Consider the following 14,174-nt stretch of genomic DNA (forward strand, 5'->3'; position numbering starts at 1 on the left):
GCTCATTAAGCCACAAATGAATATTGTATGCAATGAGAAAGGGGTTATTCGGGATCGCTCAAAAGCTCGCGAGCACGCTGCAGGGCTTTTAGTTCATCGGGGGCCTGAGTGACCGCCAATACCTTATCTATCTGCAGGGTCAGCGACTCCCACAAGGGGGCTATCACCTCTTTTTCGCGGGCGTTGCCACGCTGCCGGGCCATCTTGAGTAGCGCCGCCGAGCCTACCACATCGATACGACCTAAGATGCCATCGGCCAGGGCGATGCTCAGCTCTATCATGGCCGGCACGCTGTGACCATATTTCACCGCTTCTCTCAGATAGCGCTCGGCCAAGGAAAAATCATTACCCAGGGCATTCTCATTGTTCAGCATCTGCTGGGCACAATGCAGCATGGCATCGAGTTGTCCCTGCTCGGCGGCCTCGGCCATCCACTGCTCGCTCGCTAGGGGATCGGGCTGACACCCTTCGCCGCGCGCCAACATCAGGGCAAGATGATATTGTGCATGGGGAAAACCCGCCTGAGCGGCACTGGAGATGTAGTGATAGGCCTGAGCATAGTTGGCCTGTTGATAATAGAGCACGCCCAGATTCGCCATCGCCTCAGACTGCTCGCGATCGGCGGCGGCCTGAAGGTAGCGATAAGCCAGTTGGGTATCGACACTGATCTGCTCACCACCGACCAGATAGAAATACCCCAGCAGTGCCATGGCATTAACCACACCCGCCTTGGCAGCGGCAATAATGGCACTCTCTCCGGCCGCGGCATCAACCTCGCCCGCATAGCCGTGCAGTAAACTCACCCCATGTTCGTGCTGAGCCTCAGGCAGATAAGGGGCAGCCAGGGCAAACCAATGGGCCGCCTGCTTAAAGCTTGCTTCGCTATCAAGCTTAGGCTCGGCATCAGCCTCATCACGCAGCGCCTGCTCCTGCTCCTTCTGCATCAACGCCTTTGTCTTGAGTGACATCCCCACCAAATATTGCGCCTGGGGATCGTTCTCCATCACGGCGCGATAACAGAGATCCCGCCCGGCAAAGGCATCGAAAGGCTCAAATTGATATTCAGGTGCCTCGCCATCACAGAACATGGGATAAAGCTCTTCCACCAGTTTAACCAGGCGCTCAATTGCCTTTTCAGCCAGTTGCTGCAACGCCTCTTGGGTGAGGTGATATTTCTCAGGGTGAGCGCCGCGGTTACCATCGCCGCGCAAACGGTGCAATGCCCGGGTCACCCTGACATTGATCACGCGCTGACGGTTGAGGGTTTCGATGCGGTCGTAAAGATTAGGGCTGTCGAACACCAACTGCTGAGATGAAGCCAGCTTATCGGTCAACTTATGGGTAAAGCTACGGACATGTAACAGTGCCTGGGTCGGCACGTCTCGCACATAGTTCTTGGCCACACGATAGTCTTCACCTAAGTCGCGAGAAAATTGGCTAACCAGTTCGATATCGCTAAGCAAGGTGAGGACTCCGTGGGTATCTATTTATCGGTTATATGCAGTGAAATAACTGGGCTTACACCTGCTCATCAATACTTGGGCGTGACACCATATAAAGACGAAACAGAGCAACGTTAACGAATAGCCCAAAGAAGGCCACTAGCACTTCGACCACCAGCATCAGAGGGAAGCCCCCGTTCTGTGCCAGGCTAGACAGGGTGCCACCGATCAGCGAGATCGGAATATATAGCATGAGTACCAGCAAGGTTTTAAAGGCGATAGGGCCACTAAATCTAAAGCTCCCCTTAATCGCTTCAAGCGGTGTCAGGCGCTCAACCACCACCATAAAATTGACATAGGCCAGACGGGCAAAGACGTAAATACTGATCACCAGGCCCACCAACCAAAGAGGGCCAAATGCCGCAAATAGCATCACGGGCGCCAAAATCGCCAAACCAGAAAAGACACCAGCCAACAGCAGCGGCGGAACAAAGCTCACACTGGTCTTAATGACCTGACCAGTCGAGGGCTCGTGACCGTGAGATCGCACCTCCATAAACAGAGTCAGAGCGGCGATCAAGAGTGAAAACACCAGCAATAGCACCATCATAGCGACCATATGGGGCACGCCAAACTGAGGATTTTCCAGATCGGCGTTATTGATCTCCATCCCCAACCACATCTGAATGCCCACCTGAACAAACAAAATAGGCACTGTTAAGATAGCTAATTGGCGAATATGATTACGAAAGAAGTTATAAGCTTCGGTCAAAATCGCTGACAATGACATGTGACTTTCCATTAGATAGTTATAAACCAACTTGTAAGTGCGACAGGATACCGAAATTTCAGCGCTAATGCACAACAGATGTCTAAAAATAGATACAAAATTAACGCCCGCCTAGGCTAGAATGAGCCTTAAATTTAGCACTTATCACCAGAGGATGGCGATTCATGAAATTTTCCACTATCAGCTCCTTTATCATTGGTACTTTACTGCTTAGCAGCCCGGCATCGGCAGGCTGGTTTGACGATCTCACCAAGCAGGAACAGAGCCAGCCGACTGCGACCCAGACACAAAACAACGATCTGGTTGGGTCGGTCATGTCTCAACTCGGCTTAAACCAGAACCAGGCGGAAGGTGGACTCGGCAGCCTGCTTTCGTTAGCCAAAACCACTCTGGGCGGTGACAGCTTTGGCCCTATCGCCGAGGCGATACCCGGTATCGATGGTCTGCTATCCGCTGCGCCACAACTCGATAGCGATTCAGGCATGTCAGGCTTATTGTCTAAGGCTGGCGATCTGGGCAGCTCACTTCAAGGCGGCGCCAAGGTGTATGACTCTTTCGAAAAACTCGGTATTTCCAAAGAGCTGGCTATGCCCATGGTGGATATAGTGAAAGGCTATCTCGACGCCAATGCTGGCGCCGGTACCACAGATCTGCTGATGCAGGGCCTGGGGGCTATACTCTAACTCTCCATGAAAAAGAGTTCATCTGTATCGGATGAACTCTCTGTCACTCTGGCACTCTAAATCCCTATCTCAGTCAAAAAGGTACGAGTGATGATCGCCAAGCTTAAACAGTTTCTCACCGCCCAGACTCACTCGGAATCCCCCGAGGAGAAGGCCAAGCATCTTCAGTTGGCTGCCGCCAGTCTGCTGCTGGAGGTCGTCTATGCCGATCAAACCATAGATGAACAGGAAGCCGCCTTACTGCCTGAACTTTTGACCTCGGCGCTGTCGCTCACCCCATTGGAAGCACAATCCTTGGTGCAAGAAGCCAAACAGGCACAGGGCAATGCCACTTCACTGTATGAGTTCACCAAAGAGATCAACGACCAATGCAGTCTGGAGCAGAAACAACAGCTAATTCTGGCAATGTGGACCCTCGCCTATGCCGATGGCAACCTCTGCCGCTATGAGGATCAGATCATCCGCCGCACGGCAGAGCTCCTCTACCTCAAACACAGCGAACTGATCCAGCTCAGAAACGCCACGATCAACAAGACGCGCTAACAATTCCCCCTTTAGGGCTTAGCAAACTTAAGCACATAGCGACTTGTCTTGCCGCGCACAGCTTGATCAAAGGCCGACACAGTGAGCTTATCTTCTGGATTTTCCAGCAGGTCCAAACTCCCCAGTAGCTTAAATCCAGCTGCTTCCATAGCGCTCACCACATGAGCCCTAGCCAGTCGATGCAGTTCATGGGCCGTGCTGGTATCACTGCCAACCTGTGCATCATGATCGATAATCGCGACCAGGCCGCCTGGCTTGAGACTGGTAAACATCTGGTTTAAGAGTCTTTCCCTGTCGATGGCTGGCCAACCAGGCTCATCATAATAGGTGTCGTGGAAGCCTAAGATAAAGAAGATCCTGTCAAAGCTTGCCTCAGGCAATTGCAGATCGTCGGCTTCGCTGATAATCACTTCGGCATTGGGCAGACGCTCCTGATATCGTCGCTCGGCCAGATCCTCCTTGGCAAACGGCAGATAGGCCTGGTTGTTGTGTACCAATACACTCCCCTGCTCACCCACGACTCGAGACAGGAGTTCACTGTAGTAGCCACCACCGGAGAAAAGATCTAATATCCTTTGGCCTGGAGCGACCTCGAAAAAGCTTAGGATCTCACGAGGATGCCGACTCGCATCACGCCCCTTGTCACGGGCCAATCTCTCCTGGCTATCAACCGCAGCATTGATCGCCGCAGCCTCCCCCTGAGCAAAACAACTGTTCACGTTTCCCAACACCATACCTCCCATCAGGCACAACATCGCAAGATTCAAATGCTGCATACTTACTCCCCCCACACATTAACTTATATTTCGAACCAGCATACCCGCAAGATGTAAACCACTGGTTACTAAAATGTAATCAAAAATATCTTAATTTAACTGGAGATTGACTTTTTATTAGCCAAAGCTAAAAAAGGGTGATAAGCCTATAAGTCTGTCGTTTACATTTGCTTACAAATAGGCTGTCTGGTTTGTGGCAAAGAGAATAAGGTAAGGAAGCTTTATGAAACAAACTGCACTGTTAAAACGAACCTTTATCGCCGTCCTAGGTGGTGTCATCACCCTGGCTCTATTCGCTTTCATGGCCAAGCTGATCGATAACCAGCAGCCCAGTGATGAATATGTTATTGCAACGCCTGATCTCAACTTCTCCTTCGAGGAGCAACCACCAGAAGAGAAACAGCACCAAACCGTCATCGAGCCTCAACAAGAACCGATTCAGCCGCCAAGGAATATAAAGGGCTTTGAAAAGAGCGAAACCAGTGAGACAGGGCTGACACCAGGCGTCATAGACATGCCCAAGGTGAACCCGGTAAGTCAGGAGACACGCGAGTTAGACAACAGCAGTGATGCCCTGCCTATCATTCAGGTATCGCCTCAGTATCCCATACCAGCCGCGCAAGAGGGCAAAGAGGGCTACGTACTACTGGAATTTGATATCTCAGCAAGTGGGTCGGTGGAGAATATCAAGGTGATTCAGGCTAAACCTAAGCGGATCTTTAACCAGGCGGCCATAGATGCATTAAAGAAATGGAAATATAAACCTAGGATGGAAGAGGGTCGGGTGATGGCGCAAACCAGGCAACAGGTAAGGCTCGACTTTAAGCTGGATCAACAGATTTAAGCGCTAGGAAAATCGAGCAGGGAGTATAGCGATAACTCCCTGCTAACAAGCTCCCTAAGGGTAAGCCTGCTTACGCACAAGATGGGTCTTCTGCCACCAGAGTAACGGTGCCAGTACCAACACCAACAGCAGGGCATAGAGCATGCTCGCGCCCAGCGCCACGGCCATCGCCAGGCAGAAGATAACCCCCATGATCACCAGCGGCAGATAGCGCTTACTCAGTAGCTTTGCCGCCGCCAGCATAGAAACCAGATAGATAAGCACGAACACCCCATTGGTCCAGGCGATCAAGTGCTCCAGCTCTTGGCCGAGCAGATAGGTCAGACAGATCACCAGCGCCATGGTGAGCAACACGGCCACCAAGGCTCGCACCGGCACTCTGTGCTGGTTAAGCTTGTCGAAATAGCGCGGTAATACCCCTTCACGGCTAAAGCTCCAGATCAATCTCGCCACACTGGCGGTGTAGACATTCACTGTCGCCAAGCCGCCGGCTATCCCCAAAATACCTATCACCTGGGCACCATACCCCCCCAGTAGATGATCGAATGCGGCCACCATAGCCAAGCCCTCGCCCTTAGGGACAAACAAGAGCATGAGCGTGCAGGTCACATACACTAGCCCAACAAGCACTGTGCCTATGATCATCGCCGGCAGCATATCCTTTTCGGGGCGCTTAAAATCATTCGACAGGTGTGTCATCGCCTCGATACCCAGAAAACTCCAGAAGGCGATACCGGCGGCAGCCATCACCAGACTCATATCGCTACCGGCATGGGGCGTGGCCAATTCCAAATCTCCCAATTTTGCACCGCCGGCACCAAACAAGATCACCACCACAGAGACGATGGCCAGGGTGAGAGCAAACTGTAACTTGGCTGAGACCTGTATCCCCTTGAGGTTTAAGCCCAATAACAGCAACAACAAGGCTAGCTCAGTCATCAACTGCTGCCAGCCCACCAGCGGCACCAAGGCATTGATAAATTGAAAGGTCATCAAGATCGCCGCAGGCGTGCCTATGGGCACCACTAAGAGGAAGATAAGACCTGTGGTACGTCCCGCCGTTCGGCCAAAGGCTTTCTCGACAAAATAGGCTGGGCCGGCGGCATGGGGAAACACCCCCGCCAGTCGCGCAAAGACCAGAGTCACGGGAATAATGGCGAGCGTCAGCAAGATCCAGGCAAGCAAAGCGCCGCTGCCGGCGGTGGCTATGGTCATTTCAGGCAGAATAAACACGCCTGTGCCAAGCAAAGTGGTGGCCATCAATCCGGCGCCTTGCCAGCGGCCGATCGTACCGTGATTCTGTTCCATCTTAGGTTCTGTTAGGGTTATTAATGGGGTTAGTATAGACTTAGCGCGTAAAACAGTCTGTCAAAGATTTCCGCCGAAAGGAGCATCTATACCGACACTTTGACGGAATTATCGAAATATACCGACACTTTGTCGGTCAGAGACTTTGGCAGAGACAAGAGAGGATACCTTGGATAAGTTTGATAAGGCCATCATCAGCGCCCTGCGGCAAGACGCCAGGCAGAGTGTTTCCAGCATAGCTGACGCCGTCAGCCTGTCACGCAGCGCCGTCTCCGAACGGATCAAGAAACTGGAACAGACTGGTATTATTCGTGGCTACCAAGTGCTACTGAGCGAATCGCAAAAAGAGGGCGTTTCTGCCTACTTCGAAATCCAGCACCGCTGCCCCCGCTGTGCCGATGTGGTGCATGTGTTTCAGTCGATCCCCGAGGTGATCACCTGCCGCGGCATCACGGGCGACATGGATCTGCTGGTTTATGTGCAGGCCGATTCGATGCGACGGTTACACGAGATCCGCGAATATATCGACGCCCAAACCGACATCATCAAACTCAAAACCCATGTGGTAATGAGCGAATGGATCGACAATCGTGGCTAACGCAGCGATTACCTAAGCCTGAACATGGCTAACAGTTTGGCCGTCTGGTTTCCTTTAGGATACGCTTAGCGATAGACTAACCTTAACTCTTTCATTGATTAAGCCATTATGCAGATTGAAAAAACCGCCGAATTAAATCTTCTTTGGGGCTCACTTATTCTCGAAGAGCTAGCACGCCTTGGGGTACAGCATGTCTGCATGGCACCCGGCTCCCGCTCTACCCCTCTGACACTGGCGGCAGCCAAGCAAAGCAAACTCAAACAACATTTACACTTCGACGAGCGAGGCCTGGGCTTCCTCGCACTGGGACTGGCCAAGGCCAGTCGTGCCCCTGTGGCCATTATTACCACCTCGGGTACCGCAGTGGCTAACCTCTACCCTGCTATCGTCGAAGCCTGGCTGACACAGGTCCCCCTGATCGTCTTATCCGGTGACCGACCGCCAGAGCTTTTGGGTTGCGGCGCCAACCAGGCAATAGTACAACCGGCGATCTTTGCCGACTACGCCAAACAGGTAAACCTGCCGACACCAGATCTGGCGATCCCCCCCCAGGCGCTACTGACCCTACTGGATGAGTCTGTTGCCAACGCCAAACGGCCGGTGCACGTCAACTGCATGTATCGCGAGCCGCTATACCCGAGTTCAATGAGCGCCGACTTTACCCAGTACCTCAGCCCTCTGGGCAACTGGCAACATAGCGTAAATCCCTACAATCACTATGCTGAGGCCAAACTCATCAGTTCACCCGCGCCCGATGCCTTGGCGCGTTTCGTTCACGGTAAAGGGGTGATAGTTGCGGGCACTCTAGCGCCACACGAGCATCCTGAGCAGCTGGTCGAACTGGCACAGAAACTGGGTTGGCCGCTGCTGACCGATGCCCAATCCCAACTCAGGCAACATGGCGCGGCCATCGGCAATATAGACCAACTCCTGCTGCAACCTAAAGCCAAGGCCTTGCTGCAAGCCGCCGATACTGTGCTGGTCTTTGGCGGCCGCCTGTTGTCGAAACGCCTAATCAGTTACTTAAACGAGCAAAAATGGAAACGCTACTGGCAGGTTCTGCCCGAGCAGACCCGCCTCGATCCTAGCCATAGCGCTAAGCAGATCTGGGTAAGCCCCCTTGCCAACTTTACGCAACTGCCCTGGCCCAGATCCTCTGAGGCGAATTGGGCTGTGCAGCTAATAGAGGCTAACGAGCAGCTGGCTACCCTGTTCCAGCAACAGATAGACGACGCCGAATTTGGTGAGGCGCAGGTGGTGCGCGCCGTCGCCAACCAGGGCGAGCAACAACTCTTTATCGGCAACAGCCTACCGGTGCGCCTCTATGATATGTTCGCCCCGATAACAGCCTCGGCGCCCAGCATCTACACCAATCGAGGCGCCTCCGGCATCGACGGTCTACTCGCTACCGCCTGCGGTATTGCGGCGCACAAAGGCCAAGCGACAACCCTGATCATAGGGGATCTGTCCCAGCTACACGATCTCAACTCGCTGGCATTAGCAGCAAAGCAGCAAGGTCCCTTTGTCATCGTCATACTCAATAACGACGGCGGCAATATTTTCAATCTGTTACCAGTGCCCGACGAGAAACTACGTAGCAACTACTATCGCCTTGCCCACGGTTTAGAGTTTGGCTATGGCGCCGCCATGTTCGGCCTGCCCTACAACAGGGTAGAAGATCTATTGAGCTTTAACGAAGCTTATCGCGACGCGCTCGACTATCGGGGCGCCTCCGTTATTGAGGTCTGCGTGGCGCAAGATCAAGCCAGTGAACAGATTGCCCGCCTTGCCAGCTGGATAAAGCAAAGCTGATGCTGGCCTATCGCACCATGGGTAAGGCAGAACTGCCAGCGCTAGTCTTGCTGCATGGCTTTCTGGGCAGTAAAACTGACTGGCAACTCCTGATGCCAAGGCTAAGCCGCCATTTCCATTGCATCGCAGTGGATCTGCCTGGCCATGGCGACAGCCCAGCGCTAGCTGAAACGTCACAGACCACAGGTTTTGACCTGGTAGTTGAGCAGATCTTAGAAGCGCTGGACAAGCTCGAGGTCAAACGCTTTCACCTGCTGGGCTACTCGCTAGGAGGGCGTATTGCCCTGCACTTAGCCGCCAGCGCTCCTGCGCGCTTGTTAAGCATCAACCTGGAATCCTGCCACCCAGGATTAGACAGCGAGCAGGCGCGAACTGAGCGCCTTAAGCAAGACAGTCAGTGGCAAACGCGGCTCTTGTCCCAGCCCTTGGTCGAATTTCTCGACCTTTGGTATCGACAAGGGGTATTTGCCACACTGAACGACAGTGAGAGACAGGCCCTGATCCAAGCTAGGGCAACTAATAACCCTAAGGCACTGGCAAGTATCTATCTGCCGACCTCTCTGGGTAATCAAGCCAATTTGTCGCATATGCCTAAGCAAACAACCATAGAATGGCATTACTATGCCGGAAAAATGGACAATAAATTTCTCACCCTGGCGCAGTCATGGCAGTCGCATCAGCCTATCTCGCTCACTCTATTTGACCAAGCGGGTCACAACGTGCATCTGGCTCAGCCAGAGGCCTTCTGCGATAGCCTTATCGCCAAGCTCAGGACACACTCATGAAACTCATGCACCTTAGCCTCTATCGCTATCAGATCCCTCTGGATAAACTGCTTCCAGTGGGTAAACAACGTATCGACAGTCGCCAGGGGCTAGTACTTAGAGCCTCAGCCCAGGACGATGGGCAAACCCTCGTTAGCGCCGAAGTGGAGATCTCTCCACTGAGCGGTCAAGACGTTGATGAGCAGCCGCTGAAAGGTTTTAGTCAGGAGACACTCGCTGAGGTTATCGAAGAGCTGACACCTATGCTCGATGAGCTGATCACAAGCGATATCGAGCAGTTAATAACCCGTTCTGAACAGACAAGCCTGCCCTCCATCGCTTTTGGGCTATCACTGCTACATGCCAAACTCACAGACAGATTGCGCCCAGCGCGGCAGGGACGACGAGCCATTCCACTGATCTATCAGGCGCAAGACGAGCCGCCTCAGGTATTAGATGCCCGCATCAAGGCGCTCGATGCCTCGACCCACTCGGTCAAAATTAAGGTGGGCCAGACCTCCATGGAGCAGGAGATCGCCATGATCCACAGAGTGCTGGCAATCCGCCCCGATCTAAAGCTCAGATTAGATGCTAACCGCTGTTTTACTCTGTCCCAGGCTATCGACTTTCTCGCCTGCCTGCCGTTAGCTGCAATCGAATATATCGAAGAGCCTTGCATAGAGCGCCAAGATAACAGCTTACTCTTTCAAGCCCTGGGAGTGGGTTTCGCCCTCGACGAAAGCCTCAACGATCCTAACTATCAATTTGCTATGCAAGCAGGATTGGCCGCGCTGATTGTCAAACCCATGCTGCTCGGCTCGCTGCCCCGACTGCAGCAATTGACCCAACAAGCTCATGAGGCCGGTGTCAGGGTGATCTTAAGTGCCAGTTTAGAAGCCAGCTTGGGTATTACAGCCCTGCAAGCCTTGAGCGAGGCGCTTACTCCAGATGAGATACCAGGTCTCGATACCCTAAGTGCCTTTAGCGCGGACCTTCTGGTCTCGACCGGCAAGACCCGCTGCCTGACCCTGGAAAACCTTATCTGCCTAAAGCAAGTCAACCGGGAGGCGGTTTGAAGCAAGACTGTTCACCGCTGCACCTGAGTGCAGCTCAGCATCCAGATAGCGTCGCGATATACTGCTGGCGAGAGGGGAGCTATCAAGCCATCAGCTATCAGGAACTCAGTCAGCAGGTATTAGGCTGCGCAGAGCAGCTAGCCCAATTGGGCCTTGGTAAAGGCGACAAATTGGCCTGTGTAGATCAAAACTCTCTGGCCATGGTAGTGCTGTACTGGGCCTGTGTGGATCTCGGCGCCATCTTCTGCCCGCTGAATCCCAAATTTCCTAAGGCTCAGATCGCCGCTCTGGCCAATCGCTATCAGTTCTGTCATTTCTGGGCAGACAAGGCCTATCAGGCCCTATTACCGCAAGCCAGTTTGTCGCTGACATTTGAGCACCATTTACAGAGCAAGCCACAGGCAATAGACCCAAGCAAGCCCTGCAATATCATACTCACCTCGGGTAGCAGTGGTATGCCCAAGGCCGCCGTGCACTGCCTGAACAATCATATCGCCAGCGCCCAAGGTTCGACTCAGCTCATCCCCCTGACGCAGGGAGATAACTGGCTCCTATCACTGCCAATGTTTCATATCGGCGGCCTGGCTATAGTCAATCGCTGCGCCTTGGCGGGGGCGGCCCTCACACTGCCTGCCCCTGAGCTCTCCTTGGCAGAGCAACTTAAGGCACGACCACTGACTCACCTCTCCTTGGTGGCAACTCAGCTACTCAGATTGCTTAATGACGCACCCGAGACCCTTAAGGGCCTCAAGGCGCTGCTGCTGGGTGGCGGCGCCATCGATGAACAGCTAATCGCCCGGCTCGAGCCTCTGGGGATCCCCGCCTATACCAGCTATGGCATGACAGAAATGAGCTCGCAGATCACCACGGCCAGGGCAAACGCGCAAGGCAGTTGCGGTACGCCGCTACCTGGGCGCCAACTTAAGATTGTCGATGAGGTGATCTATGTACGGGGGGAAACACTGTTTCTCGGTTACCTGGATGATGAGTCGCCAGAGACGATAGCCAAACCACTGGAACAAGATGGTTGGTTTTGCACCCAAGATCGCGGCAGGTGGAATGCCGCCGGAGAGTTACTCATTCTGGGTCGCACCGACAATATGTTTATCTGTGGGGGCGAGAATATACAGCCCGAGGAGATAGAGGTTGTGCTGCGGCGTTACCCTGGCATAGAGGAAGCCTTGGTCTTTGCCATGCAGGACAAAGAGTTTGGCCTGTTACCGGCGGCGCTTATCAAGGGCAGCTGCCCGCCCACAGCACAACTCGATGCGTTTCTCTGCCAACATATTGCCCGCTTCAAGCGTCCCCGCCGTTATTACCCTTGGCCAGAGGTCGAGCAAACCGGGCTTAAGCTACAGCGCAAACAGGTGATACAAGCCGCGGCGCAGCGCTATGGATTAGACATAAAAAAACCTGCTTAATAGCAGGTTTTTTTTAGCTTTCGCCGTTACATTTCCATGCGGCCTTTAAGCTTATTCATGGCGTTCTTTTCAAGCTGCCTGATTCGTTCGGCAGAGACTTGATAAGTTGCCGCCAGCTCTTGCAGCGTGGTCTTCTCTTCGTCCAACCAACGCGCCTGTAGAATATGCTGACTACGCTCATCAAGGGTCTTGATGGCCGCCAGAAGACGAGTTTGGTTATCGGCTTCAAAGTTGTCGTTTTCCACCTGAGAAGCGATGTCCGATGAGTGGTCCTCAAGGTAATGCACAGGTGCATAATCTTGGTCATCATCATTATCGCTAGCCAGATCGAAAGCGGGATCCTGAGCTGCCATACGCGACTCCATTTCGGTCACGTCGCTCTTAGATACACCCAGGTTTTCGGCAACCATGGTCACCTCTTCATCGCTAAACCAGCCCAAACGCTTCTTGGCCTTTCGCAGATTGAAGAACAGCTTACGCTGTGCCTTGGTGGTTGCGACCTTAACGATACGCCAGTTTTTCAACACGTATTCGTGGATCTCGGCTTTAATCCAATGTACGGCAAACGAGACAAGACGCACACCCACATCGGGATCAAAGCGTTTTACCGCCTTCATCAAACCAATATTACCTTCTTGGATAAGATCAGCCTGTGGCAGACCATAACCCGAATAACCTTTGGCGACATGAATTACGAAACGAAGATGAGACATAATCAACTGCTTCGCAGCCTGAATGTCACCGGTCTCCTGCAGACGCTTCGCCAGCTCATATTCCTCATTCGCCTCCAACATTGGAATGTTGTGCGCAGAATGGATATAAGCCTCTATGCTACTGCTGCTTTGAGGTACCATTAGTGCCATTGATTGCGTTTGATTCGTCATTAACGCTCCTAACTTCTTATCTTGCATGTGTTTAACACTTTGAGTGCTCAGCACCGCATAAAAGCGGCGTTCCGTGGGGGTATCGTGAAAGGTGGGTACGCCCAGGGACAAGCTGATGAACTATTAACTATCTGACAGTCTATGTCAACACTCGAAACTGAACTGGTTTTAATTTCACCCGATTCTATAGACATTACAAGTGAAAATTAGTTCATAAATCCAGCAAACAAGCTTAAAAAAGCGCTTAGAAAAGGGACTAAGAAGGCTCAATGGCTCTAAGGTGCTGTCTCACTGATAAGTATGAACCCAACCAGCCCAAAAACGAGGCTAGCAGTATCAATTCACCCAGCTCAATCAGTGTCAGCGACTGCATCTTCAGCGTACTACCATAGAGGCCTAGCAGACTCGCCAGTGCGCCATCGAGATACCAGACTAACAAATTGATGATCACCCAGGCCAGCACGCCGCCAATCACCCCAAACCAGATACCAGTATAAAGGAAGGGGCGCTGAATAAAGCTCTCGGTGGCGCCCACCAGCTTCATCACCTCGATCTCGGTGCGGCGATTCATAATAGCCAGGCGAATAGTGTTACCTATTACCAGCACCACGGCCAACACCAGTAAGGCGGCAATCGCCATGACGGTTCGCTCAAGCAGTCTGACAACGGCCTGTAGACGCTCGAGCCACTCGATATCCAGACGACCGAAGCTCACCTCAGGTTCCAACTCCAGCTTCTTCAGCAGCTCTCGGGCGCCATTAGGGCTAGCGTATTTGATACTTGGGGTTACTGTGATCACCGCAGGCAGCGGATTTTCATCCAGATAGGCAAGCGCCTCGCCAAAGCCTGAAAGACGCTGAAACTCCTCTAACGCCTTGTCACGATCGATATAGCTAACGGCACTGACCTCAGAATAGGCGCTAATACGGCTGATCAGGCTTTGTATGCTGCGCTCGCTGCGGCCCTCGTCGATAAACAGAGAGATCTCGGCGGCGCTGTTCCAAGATTGCGTGATGGTCTCGGCGTTCTTAACCAACACCTGCAGCGCGGCGGGTAGACTCAGGCTGACGCCGAGTACCGCCATGGTCATTAGCGATGAGATAGGGTTGCGCCACAGCTCACCCATGCTAGCCATAGCATGTTGAATATGACGAATAAAAAACATCACAATACGGCCACTGATCGGCAATTTACTGCGTACCAATTGAGGTTGCTGATTCATCTGAGTCTCCT

At 52.9% G+C, this 14,174-nt stretch carries 14 protein-coding genes; 8 read left to right on the top strand and 6 right to left on the bottom strand.

The annotated features are described in order from the left end of the window. Positions 1 to 44: 44 nt before the first annotated feature. Together NY07_RS15440 and NY07_RS15445 are read right to left on the bottom strand one after the other, a co-directional pair. Complete coding sequence (locus NY07_RS15440) at positions 45 to 1,463, bottom strand: tetratricopeptide repeat protein (protein WP_081953851.1); 1,419 nt, start codon at positions 1,461 to 1,463, stop codon at positions 45 to 47. Positions 1,464 to 1,518: 55 nt separating this feature from the next. After that, a complete protein-coding gene (locus NY07_RS15445; RefSeq protein WP_033540258.1) occupies positions 1,519 to 2,232 on the bottom strand; it encodes a hypothetical protein in 714 nt (237 codons plus the stop codon). 164 nt (positions 2,233 to 2,396) lie between these two features. Between NY07_RS15445 and NY07_RS15450 the strand changes: the two genes are divergently transcribed. Both NY07_RS15450 and NY07_RS15455 read left to right on the top strand, forming a co-directional pair. Further along, positions 2,397 to 2,915 carry a DUF2780 domain-containing protein gene (locus NY07_RS15450; RefSeq protein WP_033540259.1) on the top strand — a complete coding sequence of 173 codons (519 nt, stop codon included), beginning with the start codon at positions 2,397 to 2,399 and terminating at the stop codon, positions 2,913 to 2,915. Positions 2,916 to 3,005: 90 nt separating this feature from the next. Beyond that, positions 3,006 to 3,458, top strand: a complete 453-nt coding sequence (locus tag NY07_RS15455) for a tellurite resistance TerB family protein (RefSeq protein ID WP_033540260.1) — start codon at positions 3,006 to 3,008, stop codon at positions 3,456 to 3,458. An 11-nt stretch (positions 3,459 to 3,469) separates the two neighbouring features. On the opposite strand, the gene NY07_RS15460 is transcribed toward NY07_RS15455, so the two are convergent. Next, the gene (locus NY07_RS15460) at positions 3,470 to 4,234 is read right to left on the bottom strand and encodes a class I SAM-dependent methyltransferase (RefSeq protein ID WP_235363947.1); all 765 of its coding nucleotides are present in this window, start codon (positions 4,232 to 4,234) and stop codon (positions 3,470 to 3,472) included. Between the two features lie 223 nt (positions 4,235 to 4,457). Between NY07_RS15460 and NY07_RS15465 the strand changes: the two genes are divergently transcribed. Beyond that, positions 4,458 to 5,078, top strand: a complete 621-nt coding sequence (locus NY07_RS15465; protein ID WP_033540261.1) for an energy transducer TonB — start codon at positions 4,458 to 4,460, stop codon at positions 5,076 to 5,078. Between the two features lie 54 nt (positions 5,079 to 5,132). Here the strand turns inward: NY07_RS15465 and yjeH are convergent, their stop codons facing one another. After that, positions 5,133 to 6,386: an L-methionine/branched-chain amino acid transporter gene (yjeH, locus tag NY07_RS15470; RefSeq protein WP_033540262.1), complete on the bottom strand. Its 1,254-nt coding sequence runs from the start codon at positions 6,384 to 6,386 to the stop codon at positions 5,133 to 5,135. A gap of 169 nt (positions 6,387 to 6,555) precedes the next feature. Here yjeH and NY07_RS15475 point away from each other — a divergent pair, with 169 nt between their 5' ends. The 5 genes from NY07_RS15475 to menE all read left to right on the top strand — a co-directional run bounded on the left by NY07_RS15475 (position 6,556) and on the right by menE (position 12,057). Beyond that, entirely contained in the window at positions 6,556 to 6,984 is a 429-nt protein-coding gene (locus NY07_RS15475; RefSeq protein ID WP_033540263.1) for an Lrp/AsnC family transcriptional regulator, read from the top strand. 108 nt (positions 6,985 to 7,092) lie between these two features. Beyond that, entirely contained in the window at positions 7,093 to 8,796 is a 1,704-nt protein-coding gene (gene menD / locus NY07_RS15480) for a 2-succinyl-5-enolpyruvyl-6-hydroxy-3-cyclohexene-1-carboxylic-acid synthase (protein WP_033540264.1), read from the top strand. Then, positions 8,796 to 9,581 carry a 2-succinyl-6-hydroxy-2,4-cyclohexadiene-1-carboxylate synthase gene (gene menH / locus NY07_RS15485; RefSeq protein ID WP_033540265.1) on the top strand — a complete coding sequence of 262 codons (786 nt, stop codon included), beginning with the start codon at positions 8,796 to 8,798 and terminating at the stop codon, positions 9,579 to 9,581. The genes menD and menH overlap by 1 nt, the downstream gene beginning before the upstream one ends. Continuing rightward, on the top strand, positions 9,578 to 10,636 hold the full coding sequence (gene menC / locus NY07_RS15490; RefSeq protein ID WP_033540266.1) for an o-succinylbenzoate synthase: 1,059 nt from the start codon (positions 9,578 to 9,580) through the stop codon (positions 10,634 to 10,636). Before menH ends, menC begins: the two co-directional genes overlap by 4 nt. Further along, positions 10,633 to 12,057 carry an o-succinylbenzoate--CoA ligase gene (menE, locus tag NY07_RS15495; protein ID WP_052125802.1) on the top strand — a complete coding sequence of 475 codons (1,425 nt, stop codon included), beginning with the start codon at positions 10,633 to 10,635 and terminating at the stop codon, positions 12,055 to 12,057. The genes menC and menE overlap by 4 nt, the downstream gene beginning before the upstream one ends. A gap of 26 nt (positions 12,058 to 12,083) precedes the next feature. Here the strand turns inward: menE and rpoH are convergent, their stop codons facing one another. Together rpoH and ftsX are read right to left on the bottom strand one after the other, a co-directional pair. Beyond that, a complete protein-coding gene (gene rpoH, locus NY07_RS15500) occupies positions 12,084 to 12,941 on the bottom strand; it encodes an RNA polymerase sigma factor RpoH (RefSeq protein WP_033540268.1) in 858 nt (285 codons plus the stop codon). A gap of 256 nt (positions 12,942 to 13,197) precedes the next feature. Then, the gene (ftsX, locus tag NY07_RS15505) at positions 13,198 to 14,163 is read right to left on the bottom strand and encodes a permease-like cell division protein FtsX (RefSeq protein ID WP_033540269.1); all 966 of its coding nucleotides are present in this window, start codon (positions 14,161 to 14,163) and stop codon (positions 13,198 to 13,200) included. Positions 14,164 to 14,174 lie beyond the last annotated feature (11 nt).

Origin of the sequence: Shewanella sp. ECSMB14101 (assembly GCF_000773485.1) — a bacterium.
GTDB classification, from domain to species: domain Bacteria; phylum Pseudomonadota; class Gammaproteobacteria; order Enterobacterales; family Shewanellaceae; genus Shewanella; species Shewanella marisflavi.